Annotated in this window: 20 protein-coding genes; 11 read left to right on the top strand and 9 right to left on the bottom strand. The window is 69.6% G+C overall.

Annotated elements, in window-relative coordinates; genetic code table 11:
• Positions 1-3 precede the first annotated feature (3 nt).
• Positions 4-441 (top strand): sigma factor, encoded by a 438-nt coding sequence (locus BJ998_RS02675; RefSeq protein ID WP_184858153.1) that lies wholly within the window; start codon positions 4-6, stop codon positions 439-441.
• On the opposite strand, the gene BJ998_RS02670 is transcribed toward BJ998_RS02675, so the two are convergent.
• From BJ998_RS02670 to BJ998_RS02650, 5 genes are all read right to left on the bottom strand, one after another.
• Entirely contained in the window at positions 403-774 is a 372-nt protein-coding gene (locus tag BJ998_RS02670) for a YccF domain-containing protein (RefSeq protein WP_184858151.1), read from the bottom strand. The genes BJ998_RS02675 and BJ998_RS02670 overlap by 39 nt on opposite strands.
• A 96-nt stretch (positions 775-870) precedes the next feature.
• A complete protein-coding gene (locus BJ998_RS02665) occupies positions 871-1,500 on the bottom strand; it encodes a hypothetical protein (protein WP_184858149.1) in 630 nt (209 codons plus the stop codon).
• On the bottom strand, positions 1,500-2,048 hold the full coding sequence (locus BJ998_RS02660; protein ID WP_184858147.1) for a hypothetical protein: 549 nt from the start codon (positions 2,046-2,048) through the stop codon (positions 1,500-1,502). The genes BJ998_RS02665 and BJ998_RS02660 overlap by 1 nt, the downstream gene beginning before the upstream one ends.
• 125 nt (positions 2,049-2,173) lie before the next feature.
• Positions 2,174-3,421, bottom strand: coding sequence for a WD40 repeat domain-containing protein (locus tag BJ998_RS02655; protein WP_184858146.1), 1,248 nt, complete (start codon positions 3,419-3,421; stop codon positions 2,174-2,176).
• A 1-nt stretch (position 3,422) separates the two neighbouring features.
• Positions 3,423-3,797 carry a PH domain-containing protein gene (locus BJ998_RS02650; protein WP_184858144.1) on the bottom strand — a complete coding sequence of 125 codons (375 nt, stop codon included), beginning with the start codon at positions 3,795-3,797 and terminating at the stop codon, positions 3,423-3,425.
• 64 nt (positions 3,798-3,861) lie between these two features.
• On the opposite strand from BJ998_RS02650, the gene BJ998_RS02645 reads away from it, so the two are divergent.
• Both BJ998_RS02645 and BJ998_RS02640 read left to right on the top strand, forming a co-directional pair.
• Positions 3,862-4,845, top strand: a complete 984-nt coding sequence (locus BJ998_RS02645) for a CobW family GTP-binding protein (RefSeq protein WP_184858142.1) — start codon at positions 3,862-3,864, stop codon at positions 4,843-4,845.
• A gap of 55 nt (positions 4,846-4,900) precedes the next feature.
• Positions 4,901-7,459: a PEP/pyruvate-binding domain-containing protein gene (locus BJ998_RS02640; protein ID WP_184858140.1), complete on the top strand. Its 2,559-nt coding sequence runs from the start codon at positions 4,901-4,903 to the stop codon at positions 7,457-7,459.
• Here BJ998_RS02640 and mug read toward each other — a convergent pair.
• Positions 7,448-8,002: a G/U mismatch-specific DNA glycosylase gene (gene mug, locus BJ998_RS02635; RefSeq protein WP_184868375.1), complete on the bottom strand. Its 555-nt coding sequence runs from the start codon at positions 8,000-8,002 to the stop codon at positions 7,448-7,450. The two genes, BJ998_RS02640 and mug, sit on opposite strands and share 12 nt — an antisense overlap.
• Positions 8,003-8,006: 4 nt before the next feature.
• Positions 8,007-9,194, bottom strand: coding sequence for a glycoside hydrolase family 64 protein (locus BJ998_RS02630; RefSeq protein WP_184858138.1), 1,188 nt, complete (start codon positions 9,192-9,194; stop codon positions 8,007-8,009).
• Positions 9,195-9,368: 174 nt separating this feature from the next.
• Here BJ998_RS02630 and BJ998_RS02625 point away from each other — a divergent pair, with 174 nt between their 5' ends.
• On the top strand, positions 9,369-10,424 hold the full coding sequence (locus BJ998_RS02625) for a glycosyl hydrolase family 18 protein (protein WP_184858136.1): 1,056 nt from the start codon (positions 9,369-9,371) through the stop codon (positions 10,422-10,424).
• Between the two features lie 82 nt (positions 10,425-10,506).
• Here BJ998_RS02625 and BJ998_RS02620 read toward each other — a convergent pair whose 3' ends face one another.
• On the bottom strand, positions 10,507-11,025 hold the full coding sequence (locus BJ998_RS02620; protein WP_184858134.1) for a dihydrofolate reductase family protein: 519 nt from the start codon (positions 11,023-11,025) through the stop codon (positions 10,507-10,509).
• 100 nt (positions 11,026-11,125) lie between these two features.
• Between BJ998_RS02620 and BJ998_RS02615 the strand changes: the two genes are divergently transcribed.
• Both BJ998_RS02615 and BJ998_RS02610 read left to right on the top strand, forming a co-directional pair.
• Positions 11,126-11,824: a TetR/AcrR family transcriptional regulator gene (locus tag BJ998_RS02615; RefSeq protein ID WP_246488503.1), complete on the top strand. Its 699-nt coding sequence runs from the start codon at positions 11,126-11,128 to the stop codon at positions 11,822-11,824.
• Positions 11,825-11,882: 58 nt separating this feature from the next.
• Complete coding sequence (locus BJ998_RS02610; protein ID WP_184858130.1) at positions 11,883-12,218, top strand: putative quinol monooxygenase; 336 nt, start codon at positions 11,883-11,885, stop codon at positions 12,216-12,218.
• Here BJ998_RS02610 and BJ998_RS02605 read toward each other — a convergent pair.
• The gene (locus BJ998_RS02605) at positions 12,215-13,999 is read right to left on the bottom strand and encodes a sigma-54-dependent Fis family transcriptional regulator (protein ID WP_184858128.1); all 1,785 of its coding nucleotides are present in this window, start codon (positions 13,997-13,999) and stop codon (positions 12,215-12,217) included. The genes BJ998_RS02610 and BJ998_RS02605 overlap by 4 nt on opposite strands.
• 158 nt (positions 14,000-14,157) lie before the next feature.
• On the opposite strand from BJ998_RS02605, the gene BJ998_RS02600 reads away from it, so the two are divergent.
• The 5 genes from BJ998_RS02600 (at position 14,158) to mimD (ending at position 18,829) form a co-directional block, all read left to right on the top strand.
• Complete coding sequence (locus BJ998_RS02600; RefSeq protein ID WP_184858126.1) at positions 14,158-14,394, top strand: hypothetical protein; 237 nt, start codon at positions 14,158-14,160, stop codon at positions 14,392-14,394.
• 113 nt (positions 14,395-14,507) lie between these two features.
• On the top strand, positions 14,508-16,160 hold the full coding sequence (locus BJ998_RS02595) for a ferritin family protein (protein ID WP_184858124.1): 1,653 nt from the start codon (positions 14,508-14,510) through the stop codon (positions 16,158-16,160).
• Positions 16,161-16,238: 78 nt separating this feature from the next.
• Entirely contained in the window at positions 16,239-17,267 is a 1,029-nt protein-coding gene (locus BJ998_RS02590) for an NADH:ubiquinone reductase (Na(+)-transporting) subunit F (protein WP_184858122.1), read from the top strand.
• 12 nt (positions 17,268-17,279) lie between these two features.
• On the top strand, positions 17,280-18,461 hold the full coding sequence (locus tag BJ998_RS02585; RefSeq protein ID WP_184858121.1) for a ferritin family protein: 1,182 nt from the start codon (positions 17,280-17,282) through the stop codon (positions 18,459-18,461).
• Positions 18,458-18,829: a propane 2-monooxygenase effector subunit MimD gene (gene mimD / locus BJ998_RS02580; RefSeq protein WP_184858119.1), complete on the top strand. Its 372-nt coding sequence runs from the start codon at positions 18,458-18,460 to the stop codon at positions 18,827-18,829. The genes BJ998_RS02585 and mimD overlap by 4 nt, the downstream gene beginning before the upstream one ends.

The raw sequence follows: 18,829 nt of genomic DNA, 5'->3' as shown, positions 1-18,829 counted from the left end.
ACCATGGCTAGGGGTGAGAAGGTCGTCCGGGCGTTGTACCAGCAGCACGGGGCCGCGCTGATGGCATACGCGAACCGGCTGACCGGGGGCCGCCGCGCCTGGGCCGAGGACGTCGTCACGCAGACCCTGGTTCGGGCGGCCAAGGCCCGTGACCTGGGCGAAGGCGTGCAGGCCAGGCTGTGGCTGTTCCGGACCGTGCAGGACGTGGTGGGTGAGGGCACCGACAGCGTGGTTCCGGCGGCGCAGCGCCGCCAGCTCGCCGTCGCCGACGCGCTGCTCGCGCTGCCGCCCCGGCACCGTGACGTTTTGGTCGCGCCGAAGGCCGGCGCGACCGCAACCAAGGACGCCTTCGTCGCGCTGCATGCGTTCAAGGACGCTCTCGCGGCGCGCGGCGTGACGAAATCAGGTCTCGACGATCTGCTTGCCGAGCGGCAGCAGTGACACCGGGATCAGCTTGAAGTTCGCCACCCCGAGCGGGATGCCGATGATCGTGACGCAGAGCAGGAAGCCGGTGACCAGATGCCCGAGTGCCAGCCACCAGCCCGCCACCACCAACCAGATGATGTTGCCGAGCACCGCGCCCGCGCCGGAGGTCGGCTTGTCGACCAGGGTGCGGCCGAACGGCCACAGCGCGTAGTTCGCCATCCGGAACGACGCGACGCCGAACGGGATCGTGATGATCAGCACGCAGCAGATCACGCCGGCCACGGCGTAGCCCAGCGCCATCCAGAAGCCGGACAGCACCAGCCAGATCAGGTTCAGCAGGGTCTTCATGCCCCCATCCTGCCCGGCCGGTGCCGCCGGTGGCGTCGCAACGGAAGAGGACCAGGGTCATTTCAGGGTCGCCGTCAGGGTGGCGGCCCCGACTGGTCAGTGCGCCAGCAGCTGGTCCAGGAACGACCGGTAGCCGCGCAGGGCCAGGCGCAGATCCTCGGTCTCGGCGCTCGACCCCTCCCGCCACTGGTCCTCGAGCAGGTGCTTGCGCTCGCTGAACGCTGAGGCCAGCGACTGCATCAGCTCGGCGACCAGCACGTCCGCGTCCTGCACGGCGCGCTTCGGGTCGTCGACGAAGCCGGCCTGCACCTCGCGCCAGCGGTCCCGGAAGCGGGCGGCGTCGGCCTCGTCGAACAGGACGTCGGCGGCGGCGTCGCCGGGCTGACGCTGGCCGGGGACCTCGGCGACGTGGCCGGGCTCGTGCCGGCCGGCGAGCGTGGTGTCGGTGGGGCGGGCCGTCTCGTCGACGGTGACGACCCGGTCGTCGTCCCGCTCCGAGCCGATCCGCTCCGAGTCGGTCTGGCCGGAGGCCATCCGCTCGTCGTCGGAGAACCGGTCGCCGGAGATCCGGTCATCGGAGGCGCGGTCGGTGTCGACGCGCTCCGACTCGACGCGGTCGGCGTCGGTCCGGTCCGAGTCGATCGGGTCGGTCTCGGCACGGGGTTCGTCGACGGCCGCGATGTCCTCGGTGGTCGTGACGTTCTTGCTGTCCTCGTGCTGTCGCATCACTTGCTCCGTTCCGTCGTGGCGTGGTCGAGCAGGTCCTCGACGAGCGTGCGGTAGTGCCGCATGGCGTTGCGCAGGTCCTCAGTGGACGGTGCGTCGTCGTCGCCGCGGCTGGAGATGTCGTGCGCGATGCGGTAGTTGTCCAGCACCGCCGAGTGCTCGACGGACAGGTCGGCGATCTGCTGCTCGGTGCCCTCGACCGGGTAGCCCCGCTCGCGCATGATCTGCCCGACCAGCTCGTCGGCCCGCCGGACGGCGCCGCGCGGCGAGTCCACGAACTGCTCCTGCGCCCAGGCCCAGTCGCGCAGGTAGCCCTCCCGGCTCTCCTCGCTCAGCGGGCGCAGCTCGAACCGCTCGTGCCGGCGCTGGCGCTCCTCGAGCTCCTGCTCGGCGGTGCGGCGATCTCCCTTGTCCCGCACCAGATGGTCGTATTCGGGGCCGAACTTGGCCTGCAGCTGCCGGCGCTTCAGGTAGGGGCGCGCCACGAGCGCGGCCACCAGCAGCACGACAACGACAACGACCACGATCACGATGGCTGTGGTCGACATGGGGTCCTCCTTCGTCGGTGTGACCCCCGACGATTGCCCGGTTCTCGCCACGCGAAACGCGCTTTGCGCCGGACCGGAGGGGGACTGACGCCATGGGGAGCAGCCGGCGCTGCGCCGGCCGGAGGTTACCGCCAGGTACGCAGTTGTCCGTCGGTGAGCTGCGCGAACACGCCGGCGGCACGGTTGTGCGCGGTGGGTGAGAATCCTTTGAGCAGGCCGATGCGCGCGCCGTCAGCGGGGTCCCAGACCTCCATGCCCTCATCCGTGACGGTGTGCAGCCGACCGCGATGCGCCCACATCCGGCCGGTGGGGCCATAGAAGTGGCCGACCTTCTCGAACGTCGGCGCCCGGTACAGGGTGACGCCGTCGATCATCCTGTCCCAGGAGCGGCCGATCCGCTGCACCGCCACCATCTCGTCGTCCAGCCAGGCCAGCGGCCGGTTCCAGTCGCCATCCGGGTCGTCGACGGTGACGCCGTGCTCCGCGGCGTACCGGTCCCGCGCCCAGGCCACCGTGTCGATGGCGCTGAGGACGCCGATCGGCATCCACACCCAACCGTCGTCGATCAGCCAGCGGCCGGACGGGCTGGGCGTCAGGCCGCCGTGGAAGCAGTCCACGTAGCGCTCGGTGCCGTAGGAGATGTCGCGCTCGGTAAGGCAATTCCCGGTGGCGAGGTCGAAGCGGTCCAGGCAGTTGCTGGCCGTCGCCGTGACGAACGTGCCGTCGGGCAGGAAGGCGAAGGGGAAGAACGTGGTCCAGTTGTCGTCGAAGGTCCGGTCGAGTTCGAGCACGACGGAGCCGTCCGACAGGTCGATCACGATGCCGTAGCGGCCGAAATTCGTTACCACGGCGGCAAAGCGGCCGTCGGGGGAGACATGCAGCCCCGAGCCGATCTCGAAGTCGCCCACCGCCTCCGGCGAGTTCTCGTCGTCCGGGTCGTACCACTCCTCGAAGTCCACTTCGCCGACGAAGGTCGTGGCGCCGTCGTCGGCGATGCGGATCAGGGCGTCGTCGGTCAGGGCCAGCCAGCCGTCGGGCAGCGCCGCCAGGCAGTACTCGTTGCGCGGAACCACCGTGCAGGCAACGGAAGTCGGCTCGGCCAGGACCTCGTCACGGCGCCGGAACTCCGGCCGCCCGCGCGTGCCACGGGAGTGCGTCTGCGCCTCGACCCGCTCGACGCAGCCGACGCACACCGTGACGGTTGCCGAGAGCCCGCCGTCGACACACGGCTCGCACAGGCGCACGTACTCGAGGCCGCGACCGGTCAAGCACCGGTACGAGGCCCACGGCGGCTTCTCGGCCACCAGATGCGCGCACATCCGGATGTCGCCGGCCTCGGCCACGTGCCCGCACGGCAGGGTTTCCATGCTCATCTCATAGCACGTACGAGCCGATCAGCTGACTGATCTGCCGGATGTCGGACTCGCCGCGGAACTCGAAGCGCACCTTGCCCAGGCCGCTGAACCACAGGTCCAGCTCGGCGTCGAGGTCGAAGTGGCCGGCGGTCTCCACCGAGAAGGCCTGGATCTTGCTGTACGGCAGCGAGGTGTAGTCCTTCTTCTTGCCGGTCATGCCCTGCACGTTGACCGCGATCACCCGCTTGTTCGTGAAGACGACGAAGTCCCGCACCGTCTTGAACGCCGCGTGCAACTCCTCGCCGGGCACGATCAGCGGCTCCACGCTGCCGGCGATGTCCCGAGGGTCGATGCGGGCCAGCTTGAGCAGCGTCGCCTTCTCGAAGTCAATCATGTACCGACTGTAACCACGACACCGGTTATCATGGGCGGAAATCGCGACATTCGGGAAGGGGACCATGGCGCGGACGACTGTCCCCGTGGTGGTGCTGGCCGGTTTTCTCGGCGCGGGCAAGACAACGCTGCTCAACCACCTGCTCCGGACCAGTTCCGGCACCCGGATCGGGGTGGTGGTCAACGACTTCGGCGCGGTGAACATCGACGCGATGGCGGTCGCCGGCCAGGTGGACGCGATGGTGTCGCTGTCCAACGGCTGCGTGTGCTGCGTGACCGACGAGGGCGGGCTGGACGACGTGCTGGGCAAGCTGACCGGCACGGTGGACGTGATCGTGGTGGAGGCCAGCGGCATCGCCGAGCCGCAGGCGGTGGCCCGGCAGGTGCTGGGCAGCGCGGACCCGTCGGTCGAGTACGGCGGCCTGGTCGAGGTGGTGGACGCCGTCGAGTTCGCCGCCACCCGGGAGCGGCATCCGGAGCTGGACAAGCACCTGCAGGTCGCGGACCTGGTGGTGCTGAACAAGGTCGACCGGGTGGACGCCGCCGAGCTGGCCGAGGTGTTCGCCGTGGTGACGGAGCTGGCCGAGGGCGGCGCGATCGTCACCACCGAGTACGGGCGGCTCGACCCGGGGCTGCTGTTCGACCGTCGGGAGCGCCCGCGGCCGGCGCAGCTGTCGTTCGACGACCTGGAGGACCACGGCGCGACGGACCATGGGGAGCACGCCCACGCGCTGTACCAGAGCGTGTCCTTCGAGACCGACGAGCCGATGCATCCCGAGCGGTTGATGGCGTTCCTCGACGGCCGCCCGGACGGCGTGTTCCGGATCAAGGGTTACGTCCACTTCGGACAGCCTGAGCGGTACGAGCTGCAGGTGGTCGGCGGCTTCCTGCGCTTTCGGCGTGCCCCATGGGGCAGGAACGAACCGCGCCGGACCAGCCTGGTGTTGATCGGCGTGGACATGAGCGGGCTGGAGGAGGCTCTGGTCAGCTGCGTGGGGGAGGGTGACGAGCGGGCGATGTTCGCCGTGCACCGGCACACCGAGTCCTGAGTTCGTTATTCAACAGCTGTTGAGTTTGGTGCCGGGGAGTCCTAACCTCGGCGTCATGTCGACGCTGACCTTGGACTTCGCCCGTATCGACGGCACCATGCTGGCCGCCGTCGGCGGCAAGGCGGCCAACCTCGGGGAGCTGACCGGGGCCGGCCTGCCGGTGCCGCCGGGCTTCTGCGTGACCACCGAGGCGTACCGGCGGGTGGCGGCCGGGATTCCGCTCGACCGGGTGCGGGAGGCGCTGCTCGGCGTCGAGATCCCCGCCGACATCGCCGACGAGATCCGGTCCCGGTACGCGGAGCTGGGCGCGGATGCCCCGGTCGCCGTGCGGTCGTCGGCCACCGCCGAGGACCTGCCGTTCGCCAGCTTCGCCGGTCAGCAGGACACGTTCCTCAACGTCGTCGGCGCCGATGCCGTGCTGGACGCCGTGCGCCGGTGCTGGGCGTCGCTGTGGACGGATCGCGCGTACGCCTACCGGGAGAGCAACGGCATCGACCACAACGCCGTCGAGCTCGCGGCGGTCGTGCAGCTCATGGTCGACGCCGAGGTGGCGGGTGTGCTGTTCACCGCCAACCCGGTCACCGGCCGGCGGCGCGAGGCCGTGATCGACGCCAACGCCGGCCTGGGGGAGACCGTCGTGTCGGGCTCGGTCAACCCGGACCACTTCGTCGTCGACACGGCGACGGGTGCGATCCTTCAGCGGCGCTTGGGGGACAAGAAGATCGCCGTCCGGTCCGTTGCCGGCGGTGGCACGCGAGAGGTTGAGGTCGACGGCAGCGAGCCGTGCCTGTCGGACCAGCAGATCCGTGAGCTGGCGGCGCTGGGGGACCGGGTCGAGCGGCACTACGGGAGCCCGCAGGACACCGAGTGGGCCATCGACGCCGACGGCCGGTTGTGGCTGACGCAGGCCCGTCCGATCACGACCCTGTTTCCGGTGCCCGACAGTCCATCCAACGACGGCCGGGGCCGGCGGGCCTACATCTGTGTTTCCGTCGCGCAGGGCCTGTATCGGCCCATCACGCCGATGGGGCTGGCGTCGTTCCGGCTCATCGCCAGCGGCGGGCGGCGCATGTTCCGCCTGCCGGTCACCGATGCCCTGGCCGGGCCGGCGTTCTTCTCCGACGCCGGACAGCGGGTGTACGGCGATGTCACGGCGGTCATGCGCAGTCGCCTGGGCCGGGCGGTGGTTCCGCGGATCTTCGACGTGATGGAGGCGCGGTCGGCCGCCGCGATGCGGTCGCTGTTCGACGACCCCGACATGGCGCTGCGGCCCGGTGCCTTCCCGGCGGCACTGCGCATCGTGAAGCTGATGCTGCGGATGGGATTCCCGTTCCGGCTGATCGAGGCGATGATCCGGCCCGCGGCCGCCGAGCGGCGTCTCGACGGTGTGGGCAAGCGTTTGCTGGCTACCACGACCCTGTCCGGCGAGCATGACTCAAGGACCAGGCTGGAGCACGTCATCCGCGCGATGCCGGAGATCCCCACGATGCTGCCGAAGGCGCTTCCCGTGCCGCTGGCGGGTTTCATCATGCTGGCGTTCGCCCGCCGGCTGCTGGGCAGCGGCGCCGGTCTGGAGACCGTCCTTCGTGGACTCCCGCACAACGTCACCACGGAGATGGATCTCGAACTCTGGCACGTGGCGACCCGGCTCCGCGCCCACACGGACCTGTTCACGACCAGCGGGCCCGCCGAGCTGTCCGCCCGGTATCGCGCCGGCACGCTGCCCGCCGAGGTTCAGCTGGCGCTGCAAGGGTTCCTGGCCCGGTACGGCCACCGAGCCGTCGCCGAGATCGACCTCGGGATGCCCCGCTGGGCCGACGACCCGACCCACATTCTCGGCGTGCTGGCCAACTACCTGCGGCTGGACGACCCCGACGCCGCCCCGGACGCCCAGTTCGCCCGCGGCAGCGCCGAGGCCGAGGCGATGATCCGGTCGTTGTCCGGCAAGGCCGGCGGCGTCCGCGGACGCCTCGTCCGGTTCGCGCTCCGCCGCACCCGCCGCCTTGCCGGTCTGCGGGAGACGCCGAAGTTCTTCCTGATCCAGACCCTCGCCGAGGTTCGCCGCCAACTCCAGCACGTCGGCGCTGATCTGGCGGCCGCCGACCGTCTCGCCTGCGCCGACGACGTCTTCTTCCTGACGCTCAAGGAGTGCCGGGAAGCCCTGGCCGGCAAGGACTTCCGGGAGGTCGTCGCGGCCAGGCACGAGTCGTACGACCGGGAACTTCACCGCCGCAAGGTTCCGCAGATGCTGCTGTCCGACGGCACCGACCCCGAGGCCATCGCACCGCCGCCGGCCGACGGCGCGCTGGTCGGCACCGCCGCCTCCACCGGCCACATCACCGGCATCGCCCGCGTGGTGCTGGATCCCGTCGGCGCGCACCTCGAACCCGGGGAGATTCTCGTTGCCCCGTCGACGGATCCGGGCTGGACACCGCTGTTCCTCACCGCCGGCGGGCTGGTGATGGAGATGGGCGGCGCCAACTCGCACGGGGCCGTCGTGGCTCGGGAGTACGGGATTCCGGCGGTGGTCGGGGTTCCGAACGCCACCCAGCGGATCGCCACCGGCGACGAGATCACCGTCGACGGGGCGGCGGGAACTGTGTCACTGCGATGACGCTTTCCGCAGCCGGCCGAACTCCGCCGCCAGGTCGGGAAGCTGCCAGTGCGCGTTGAGGCCGCTGGGATTGGGCAGCACCCACACCCGGGTGTCGCCGATCGTCTCCGGCTGCAGCCCGACCGTCGCCTTCGGCGAGCCGAACGCCGTCCGGTACGCGCCCAACCCCACCACGGCCAGGAACTTCGGCCGCCACTCGTGCACGAGCTTCACCAGCCGCTTGCCGCCGGCCACGAACTCCTCGGGCGTCAGCTCATCGGCCCGAGCCGTGGCGCGGGCGACGACGTTGGTGATGCCCAAACCCAGTCCCAGCAGGGCCTTCTGCTCGGACGGGTCGAACAACCGCGGCGTGAACCCGGAAAGATGCAGCGCCGGCCAGAACCGGTTGCCCGGCCGGGCGAAGTGGAAGCCGGTGGCCGCCGACCACAGCCCCGGATTGATCCCGCAGAACAGCACGTTCAGCTCGGGAGCGACCAGGTCGTCGATGACGGTGCCGTGGGCGGCGGCCAGTTCCGCCTTGCTGGGCTTGTTCACCCGGCCGATTCTGTCAGTTGAACGGATCCAGCGTCATGGTGGCGCCGGCCGGGTTGCCGTCGTTGACGAGCGACTCGAAGTTGCCGACGTCGTCGAAGGCGAACGCGTAGGCCTTGCCGTCCACCATCTGGCCGTGGATCAGGCGCGCGTAGTGGTTGGTCACGCCGTCCTTGTAGAAGTCGCCGGCGTTGAGGTCCGGCTGGTTCGCGGTGGTGAGCAGCGTGCCCCGGTTGTAGCCGGCGCACAGCGTCCGCGAGATCGGCCCGCGCACCAGGTCGTTGGGCGCGTCCAGCAGCTTGAAGCAGCCGAAGATGCTGGAGGCGTCCGGCTTCTGGAAGGACGTCACGACCTGGCCGGAACTGTTTGTGAAGTTCATGACGTTGCCGGAGACCCGCCCGAAGTACTTGGTGTTCGGCTGGTCGGCGAACGGCGTCACCGTCAGGGTGGAGCTGCTGTACCGGCTCCACACGCGGTTGACGTAGTCGCTCATCGCGCTTTCCGTCAGCGCCCCGGTCTCCACGCCGTGCCCCGGCGACAGGGCCCGCAGGATCGAGCCGTCGGGCGCGGTCTGGATCAGGCCCGCCCAGCCGCCGGGCTGCGCCTTCAACCCGTTCAGCACGGCGTTGTAGCCGCCGGCCTTCAGGTGTCCGGTGGTCTTCGTGCCGACGCTCACCGCGTACGGCGCGGAGAACATGTCCACCTGGGTGCTGTTGATCCAGATGCCGGCGTCGTTGAGCGTGTACTCGGACCAGTTGAACAGGATGTTCCGGTTGGGGTCACTGGGGTTCTGCACCGCCGGCTGCACCAGGCCGCCGGTGGTCAGCTTGAACACGAGCTTCTGTCCGTAGGAGAAGTACACCCGGCCGGAGAACTTCGGGATCCGGATGGTGACCGAACCCCCGTTGCCGGGTCCGGCGATCGACGCGTCCGGCGCGGCCGTCGGCGGGTTGCCGCCGGGCGGCCAGGCGTGGAACGTGCCGTTGGCGTCGGCCCAGCCCTGCTGGCCGGTGGCCAGGTTGGTGCCGAGGTCGTAGAGGTAGACCGGGCCGCTGCGGCCGGAGTTGTTGACGATCTTCAACGGGATGGTGGCCGGCACGGCGGCCTGTGCCGGCCCGGTGGACACGAGTTCCGCGGACACCAGGGCGGCCGCGGCGAGCAGTGCCGCGGCGGCGGTCGTGCACAACTTCCTTGTCGTGCGCATGCGTGAATTCCCCTCGTCGGATGCAGGGTGGCGAGGCGGCCGTGCTCTCGGCAGGGTGGTGAGAGCGCTCTCATGGTCATCCGACACGCGGGCCGGTGTCAATGTCGGAACCGGTCCCGGGTTTGTTCGGACAAAGGTCTGGACCTTTGGTACCGGTACCGGAAGGCTGTGGGGATGTTGACCTCACGACTGGCCCGTGGGCTGGCCACGGCCGTGGCGCTGGCCGCGGTGGCCGCCACGGCGACTCCCGGCAGCGCGGCGGCCGCCGGGCACCAGCGAGCCATCCCCGCGCACGTCTTCGCCCCGTACTTCCAGACGTACAAGCCGGGCGACCCGGCCGAGCAGGCGGCCGCCTCCGGCGCCCGCTACCTGACCATGGCCTTCCTGCAGACGCCGGTCGCCGGCTCCTGCGAGGCGACCTGGGACGGCGACCCGAAACGTCCGATCTCCCAGGCCGAGTACGGCGACTCGATCGCCCGGCTGCGGGCCATGGGCGGCGACGTGATCGCGTCCTACGGCGGCGGCGACGCCTCCGGCCACGGCACCGACATCGCCGACAGCTGCACCGACGTCGACAAGATCGCCGAGAACTTCGAGAAGGTGATCACGACCTACGGCATCACCCGGATCGACCTCGACGTCGAGGGGCCGATGCCGAAGAACCTGCCGGGCGTGGACCGCCGCAACAAGGCGATCGCCAAGGTCGAGAAGTGGGCGGCCGCCAACCACCGGACGATCCAGTTCGACTACACGGTGCCGACCGACGTCGTCGGGATCACCAAGGAAACGAAGGACATGCTGGCCAACGCCGTGGCCAACGGCGCGGACATCCACATCGTCAACATCATGACCTTCGACTACTACGACAACCAGCAGCACCAGATGGCCGCCGACACCAAGACGGCCGCCGACCGGCTGCTGGAGGAGCTGCGGGTGCTGCACCCCGGCACGCCGGACGCCAAGCTGTGGCAGCAGGTCGGCATCATCGAGATGGTCGGCATCGACGACTACGGCTCGGGCGGCGAGCCCGGCCCGCTGGAGATCTTCACGCCCCGTGACGCCATCGACGTGACGGTCTGGTCGTGGCTGCACGACATCGGCTCGCTGTCGTTCTGGGCGCTCGGCCGCGACAGCGGCTCCTGCCCGGGCCAGCACTCCGACGCCTGCTCCGGCGTCGACCAGGCCCCATGGCAGTACACCCGCACCATGGCCGCCTTTACGCACAACTAGCCCGCTTGTCAAGGGACAGATGTTCGGAACGGACCATTCCTCAACTCGGAGTTGAGGAATGGTCCGTTCCGAGCGTCGAAGCTCAGGCCGGCGTGTAGATCAGCTCGACTGCGCCGCCGGGATGCATCCGCTGGCACTGCAGGCGCAGCGCCTGGCTGGTGCCGGCGAACAGCGGGATTCCGTGGCCCAGCAGCATCGGCAACACGACGACGCCGAGGCGGGCGACGGCCCCGAGGTCGAGGAATGCTCGGATGGTGCGGGCGCCGCCGAGCAGGTGCACGTCCCCCATCAGGCCGGTGAGCTGGAGCCGGCGCAACAGGTCGGCGGGGTTGTCACACCGCCGCGCGGCGACGTCGTCCGGGAGCGGACGGGAGGTCAGCACGTGCACTTCTTTGTCCGTCCACGGCCAGTCCCGCTTCCACTTGGCCAGCCCGCGGTCGAACGTGGCCCGGCCCATCACCACGGCCTCGCAGTGCTCGAGCACCTCCGCGATACCGTGCGAGCGGTGCTCGTAACCGGGCAGCGACTCCCACGCCGCCACGCCGTCCGCATCGGCGATGAACCCGTCGAGGCTCACGCCCACGTGCGTGCGGATGACCATGCCGGCCCCTTCGTTCTCGGTGTCCTTCGGACACATGTGTGTCTACCGGACACTACGGTGTACGGTAGACACGCCTGGGGAGGACAGCAAGGGGCCGGCATTGACAGAAAGTGCCAAGTTCGTCGGTACGGAACTGCTCTGGGAGCTGGGCGACCAGGGCCGGGCCGTCACGCGGCCGGCGCTGACCGTGCCGCGCATCGCGACCGCCGGCATCATGCTCGCCGACGAGGCCGGCATGGCGGCGGTGTCCATGCAGCAGGTGGCCGGCATGCTTGACGTGACGAAGATGGCGCTCTACCGGCACGTCACCAACAAGGCCGAGCTGGTGGCCGTGATGATCGAGATCGCCGTCGGCGCGCCGCCCGACCTGTCCACGGTGCCCGGCGGCTGGCGGCCGAAGCTGACCGAATGGGCCCGCCTGATGCGCGAGACCTGGCAGCGGCACCCGTGGCTGCCGGCGGCCACCGTCGGCGACCGGGCCATGGGGCCGCGCGAGATCGGCTGGACCGAGGCGGCGGTCGCCGCGCTGGAGGGCACCGGCCTGACCGGCACCCAGCGGATGGACGCCGTTTTCCTGGTGAGCGGGCACATCCGCAACACCCAGTCGGCGTCGACGTCCGGCACGCAGCCGTGGAACCGGGACAAGCGGCTGCACGGCCAGATCGCGGCTCACGGCGACCGGTTCCCGGCGCTGGTGGCCGCGACCGACGACGCCGCGGACGCCGCCCCCGACAGCAGCTGGGAGTTCGGGCTGGCGCGCATCTTCGACGGCCTGGAGCTGCTGATCGAGGGCCGATGACGCAGCGTTCGTGTGCTCGGGGCGCGCAGACCCGCGGGATGCTGGTGGAATGGCCGCCATGAGCATCTATCTGCGCGTCGAGGTCACCCCGCACGACGGCAAGCAGGCCGAGTTCGAGGAGATCGCGAAGGCCCTGGTGGCCCAGGCCGCCGACGAGCCCGGCACCCTGACCTACCGCGTCTTCTCCGGCGTCCCGGGCAGCTACACCTTCATCGAGGAGTACGTCGACGCCGCCGCGTCCGCCGAGCACGGCAAGAACGGCCGGGAGCTGCTCGGGCGGATACCCACCGTCGCCACGATCACCCACGTCGACGTCTACGGCGGCCCCGGCGACGACGTAGCCGAGATCGCCAAGGTGTTCCCCAACGCCACCCCGCACGGCCAGGTGTTCTAGCGCTCCGGCGTCACGATCCCGTACTCGTGGATCTTGCGGTACAGCGTCGCCCGGGACATGCCGAGCAGCTGCGCGGTCTGCACCTTGTTGCCGCCGCTGTCGGCCAGGCCCTGCACGATGGCGTCCCGCTCGATCGACTCCAGCCGGGACAGCGGCCGCCGGGTCAGGGTGCGGAACTCGGCCGGCAGGTCGCCCGGCTGGATGGTGCCCGTCCGCCGGTGCTGCACCGCGATCTTGAGCACGTGGTGCAACTCGGCGACGTTGCCCGGCCAGTCGGCCCGCATCAGCAGGTGCATCGCCGCCGGCGAGCAGGTGAGCTGGCCGCCGTGCCCGAGCCGGTTCAGGAACAGCGGCACCAGTTCGGCCAGGTCCTCCACGTGCCGGCGCAGCGGGGGAACCCTGACGGTGCGGGGGAACAGCGCCAGCAGCTCGGCCAGGTCCGGCCGGCCGATGGCGTTCTCGGACAGCGTCATCGCGATCCAGGTCGCCGGGGATGCCAGGCGTAGCAACCGAATCGTGGTGCCCAGCGCCGGACCGGCCAGGCGGTCAACGTGCCGGATCACCAACGCGTCCACCGGATCCTCGACCAGTTCCCGCCGCAGGTCGTCGTGCCAGCCGGCGTCGGCCGCCGCCGCGTCCAGCAGGTGCACCCGGCCCGTCGGATGCCGGCGCTGGTGCACGCACCGGGCCAGGGTCGTCTTGCCCACGCCGGGATCGCCGCCGAGCACCAGCCACTCGCCCGCGTTGTACGCCGCGTCGACGTCGTGCGCGCAGCGCAGCCACAGCGGCGCGGAGCCGACCGCGCCGGGCAGGAACATCGGCAGCCGCGGTTCGGGCACACCGGCCCCCTCGGGCTCGGAGTCGATCAACTTGCCGCACAGCACCACACCGGCGACGTCGTTGCGGTGCTGGCCGAACACCTTGCGGCACTGGGACCGCACCTTGCTCCCGGTCGGCAGCGCCACGTCCGCGGTGCTGGACCGCCGCTCGACGACCGCCTGCGTGGCGTGGGCGATCAGCACCGACTGGTCGGCCGGGTCCAGCAGCTGCCGGGCGTGGTCGTTCATCATCACGATGCCGTCGTTGAACGCCAGCACGATCCCCGTGGTCCGCCGGCACGCCCGCAGATAGGCCTGGAACAGCGCCAGTTCACGGGGATTGGTGTGGGTCAGCAGCGTCTGGCTGATCTGCTCGGCCGCCGACTGCGCCAGCGCCACCAGCAGCCGGCCCGCATCGCGGCTCCAACACGTCAGATCGACCGCGCCGACCGTCTTTCCGGACACCGGATGCTGGATCGGCGCGCCGGCACAGGCCAGGTTCTCCAGGTTCTCGGCGTAGTGCTCGTGCCCGAACACGTGTGTGGGCCGGCCGTCCTCCAGCGCGGTGCCGATGCCGTTCGTGCCGACGAACTGCTCCCCGTAGCTGAAGCCGGGCACCAGCTCCACCCGTTCCAGCTTGCGGTGCAGGTCGGTGTCGCCGGTGCGCTGGGTGAGCACCACACCCGTCGGGTCGGTGAGGATCAGGCTGATGGGCTGGCCGTCCAGCTGGTCGCCGAGCCGCTGCAGCACCGGGGCCGCGGCGCGGATCAGCGGCGTGTCCAGGTCGGGCCGGCGGACGTAGGGCAGCACGATCTTGTCGGCCGGCACCCGCAGCTGGCGGGACCGCCACCACGAGTCCAGGATGCTCTTGCGCACCTGGTCGCCGGCGATGGACTCCGAGGTCAGGAACCGCTCCCGGGTGCGGGCCAGTCGCCGCTCGTCGGCCGCCACTACGTCCTGCACATGGACCTCCTACCCACGGACAGCCCTGGCCGCGGGCACCCGGCGGTGCCTTCCGCTGGGCCCAGGGTAGGCCCCCGGCGGTCCCGCCGGGTGTCTCAAATTGAGACAGTCGGTGGCCTTCGACGGGAGTGAGATGAGAGGTCGGAGGTGTGTGGGCAATGACCGACAACGAGTCCTACAACCCGTGGACCATCGTCAACCTCGTCTTCCACCACCTGGTCGACCAGGGCTACCACCCGGTGCTCGGCGAATCCGGCCACCCGGGCGAGCCGGCGGCGCAGCTGCTGCGCGCGCTCGGCGTCACGCCGGTTGTCGGCGGCACCGACGAACGGGTGACCCGGGAAAACCGCGCCAAGCTCGCGGAAATGCTCGACCAGCAGTTCGGGCCGCGCTGACTGTCTCATTTTGAGACCCGAAGCGGCCCCGTCCACCGGTTGTAATTCCTGAGGCAGTAGCGCAACGACGACGACGCGCTCGACCGCCGGCGACCGGCGGGTGAGGAGTGACCATGAGCCGCCAGAGCGTGGCGAAAGCACACCAGAAGATCCAGGAGCTGAGCTGGGACCCGGTGTACCACGAGCCGGTCTCGCACTACGGCACCGACTACACCTTCCGCAAGGCGAAGAAGAAGGACCCGCTCAAGCAGGTGCTGCGGTCCTACTTCCCGATGCAGGAGGAGAAGGACCACCGCGTGTACGGCGCCGAGGACGGCGCGATCCGCGGCAACATGTTCCGTCAGGTCCAGGAACGCTGGCTGGAATGGCAGAAACTGTTCCTGTCCATCATTCCGCTGCCGGAGATCTCGGCGGCGCGGGCGATGCCGCTGCTGTTCCGCACGGTGCCCAACCCGGAACTGCACAACGGCCAGGCGATCCAGATGATCGACGAGGTCAGGCACTCGACGATCCAGCAGAACCTCAAGCGCCTGTACATGAACAACTACATCGACCCGGCCGGCTTCAACTCCAGCCTGCGCAACTTCCAGAACGACTACTGCGGCACGATCGGGCGGCAGTTCGCCGAGGGATTCATCACCGGCGACGCCATCACGGCGGCCAGCATCTACCTCACCATCGTCGCGGAAACGGCGTTCACCAACACGCTGTTCGTCGCGATGCCGGCCGAGGCCGCGGCCAACGGCGACTATCTGCTGCCGACGGTGTTCCATTCCGTGCAGTCCGACGAGTCCCGGCACATCAGCAACGGCTACGCCACCCTGCTGATGGCGTTGTCCGACGAGTCCAACCACCAGCTGCTCGAACGCGACCTGCGCTACGCGTGGTGGAACAACCACCGCGTGGTGGACGCGGCGATCGGCACGTTCATCGAGTACGGCACCAAGGACCGCCGCAAGGACCGCGAGAGCTATGCGGAGATGTGGCGGCGCTGGATCTACGACGACTACTACCGCAGTTACCTCGTCCCGCTGGAGAAGTACGGCCTGACCATTCCGCACGACCTCATCGAGGAGTCCTGGAACCAGATCTGGAACAAGGGCTACGTGCACGAGGTCGCGCAGTTCTTCGCCACCGGGTGGCTGGCCAACTACTGGCGCATCGACCCGATGACCGACGAGGACTTCGAGTGGTTCGAGTTCAAGTACCCGGGCTGGTACGACCGGTACGGCAAGTGGTGGGAGAACTACAACCGGCTGTCGAAGCCCAACGGCCACCACCCGATCGTCGCCGAGAACGTCGACTACGTGTACCCGCACCGGTGCTGGACCTGCATGGTGCCGTGCCTGGTGCGCGAGGACATGGTGATGGACAAGGTCGACGGCCAGTGGCGCACGTACTGCCACGAGGCCTGCCGGTGGACCGACGCCGAGGCGTTCCGGCCGACCTACCAGGGCCGCAACACGCCGAACATGGGCCGGCTGATCGGCGCCCGCGAGTGGGAAACCCTCTACCACGGCTGGAACTGGGCCGACGTGGTCAAGGACATGGGCTTCGTCCGCGACGACGGCAGGACGATGGTCGCGCAGCCGCACCTGGACCTGGACCCGAAGAAGATGTGGACGCTGGACCACCTTCGCCGGATGCCGCCGGTGCAGAGCCCGAACGTGCTGCTCAACCAGATGACCGACGAGGAGCGGGCCGCGTTCCAGGCCGACTACAACCGGCAGGGCCCCGCCGGCAGGCCGGCTCCCGCCCGGGCTTGAACCGCGGTCGGAGGGAGGCGACCCCCGGGCGCCTCCCTCATCCCAGCGAAAGCGCCCGATCGAGAGGCAGACAGCGCCATGGGCGAAAAGCACCGGATCCGCTTCGAGCCGGTCGGCATCGAGATCGAGGCCGACGAGGACCAGACCATCCTGCGCGCCGCCGCCGAGCAGGGCGTGATGCTCATGCACGGCTGCAAGGAGGGCCAGTGCGCGTCGTGCAAGTCGTTCATCCTGGACGGTGACGACGTCGAGCACGACCGCTACTCCACCTTCGCGTTGCCCGACTACGAGAAGGAGGAGGGCTACACGCTGCTGTGCCGGGCGCACGCGTACGAGGACCTGACCGTCGAGCTGATCAACTACGACGAGGAGATGATCCGGTCCGGGCTGCCCATCCAGCAGGCCACCGTGGAGGTCGTGTCCAAGGACCGGGTCACCCACGACATGGTGCAGCTGGTGGTGCGGCTGGTCGAGCCGGCCGACCTGAAGTTCTTTCCCGGCCAGTACCTGGACTTCGAGGTGCCGGGTCGGGACGCCACCCGCTCGTTCTCGATGGCCACCACCTCGGCCGCCGGCGGGCTGCTCGAGTTCGTCATCAAGATCTACCCCGACGGCCTGTTCTCCGGCGTGCTGGACGGCGAAGTCGCGGTCGGCGACCGGTTGCGGGTGACCGGGCCGTTCGGGGTGTTCACGTTGCGGGATTCCACCGCCCCGCTGGTGTTTCTCGGCGGTGGCGCCGGCATCGCGCCGATCCTGGCGCTGTTGCGGTCGATGGCCGAGCGCGGCATCGAGCGCCGGGCGGTGTTCTACTACGGCGCCCGCCGACGGCGTGATCTCTGCTTCGAGAAGGAGATCGCCGAGCTCGCGACCCGGTTGCCGGGCTTCGAGTTCGTGCCGGCACTGTCCGAACCGGACGGTGAGCCGTGGGACGGCGAGGTGGGGCTGATCACCGACGTGGTCCGCCGCCGAGAGGCCGACCTGACCGGCGCGGACGCCTACGTGTGCGGGCCGCCGCCGATGGTGGAGGCGGCGATCGAGCTGCTGCCCGCCCTGGGGGTGGCCGACAGACGGGTCTTCTACGACAAGTTCACCACGACCGGCGGCTGAAGGAGTTAGCCGATGACAACGACCGCAGAACCCAGCACCGAACGCAGCGTGCCCAAGCCGGTGTTCACCGACGCCGAGGCGGGCGCCAAGGTGTTCCCCGACTCCGACGCGCGCCGCTTCAACTACTTCACGCCGGCCAAGCGCAAGCAGAGCCACTACGAGGACGTCACCGTCGAGGTGCAGCCCGACCCGCGGCACTACCTGGCCCAGGGCTGGCTGTACGGCTTCGCCGACGGCAAGGGCGGCTACCCCCTGGAGTGGACCGCCTTGCGGGCCTGGGGGAGCGACCGGCCGGAGCCGGAGCGCTACGCCGGCTCCGGCGGACAGGGCTACGAGTGGCCGGCGCACGGCTGGCACGAGTTCCGCGACCCCAACGAGGAGTGGGAGCTCACGCTCTACCGCTACAACTCCAACGTGGTCCGCCAGCTCAACCAGAACATCGAGGCCGCCCGCCAGGCCAAGGCGTTCGACCAGTGGAACCGCAACTGGGTGCAGTTCGTGGCCCAGCACGTGGGGGCGTGGATGCACGTGGACCACGGCCTGGGGCTCTACCTGTTCGCCAACGCCAACCGGCGTGCGCCCACGAACATGCACAACAACGCGATCTCCGTGAACAGCATGCACCGCATCCGGGCCGCGCAGGACCTGGCGCTGTACAACCTGACGCTGAGCGAGGAGATCGCCGACTTCGACGGCAGTGCCCACATCCAGACCTGGAACTCCGACCCGGCCTGGCAGGGCGTGCGCGAGACCGCCGAGCAGCTGACCTCGGTGTGGGACTGGTGCGAGGCGGTGTTCGCGGCCAACATCGTGTTCGAGCCGCTGGTCGGGGAACTGTTCCGCAGCAACCTGGTCCAGCAGGCGGCGCCGTCCAACGGGGACTTCATCACACCGACCCTGATCGGCGCGGAGGAGTACGACTTCGCCGAGCGGGATCTCCGCTACACCAAGCCGATGTTCCACCTGCTGGTCAACGACAAGCAGTTCGGCGCGGAGAACAGGAAGCTGATGCAGCAGTGGCTTTCCGACTGGGTGCCGCGGTGCATCCACGCCGCGCGGACCCTGCAACCGCTGTGGTCGCAGCCGGATGCCAAGCCGCCTCGCTTCGAGGACGGCCTGGACCGGGCCAAGAGCCGGTTCAGCGCGATCCTGACCGACCTGGAACTGACGGCGCCGAAGGAGCTGGGCCAGTGACTGTGTTCAAGACGGCCGAGAGCCCGTACCAGCAGAACAACACCGCCTCCAACATGTGCGGCTTCACCCTGATGAACAACCAGGTCGGGGCGATCGTCGCGGAGGTGATGGCGACCAAGGACAACGTCACCGTGCTGCCGCTGCCGTCGATGATCCGGGTGGACGCGGTCGGCCGGATGGACGTGGTCTACGCCGAGATCGACGAGGCCGCCGGCGAGGAGGAGGGCTGGTTCAACGCGGCCGAGTTCGAGGAGAGCATGTCCACCCACTACGGCCGCATGATCCACGAGGACGACCGCACGATCATGTTCGCCAATCCCGAGGACGCCGCCGAGTACCTCGACTTCGACCTCGTGGCCCGGTCCTAG

It is taken from the genome of Kutzneria kofuensis (genome assembly GCF_014203355.1).
Lineage (GTDB): Bacteria > Actinomycetota > Actinomycetes > Mycobacteriales > Pseudonocardiaceae > Kutzneria > Kutzneria kofuensis.
Note: the sequence above shows the minus strand (reverse complement) of the source record. Positions and strands in the feature narration are given on the sequence as shown.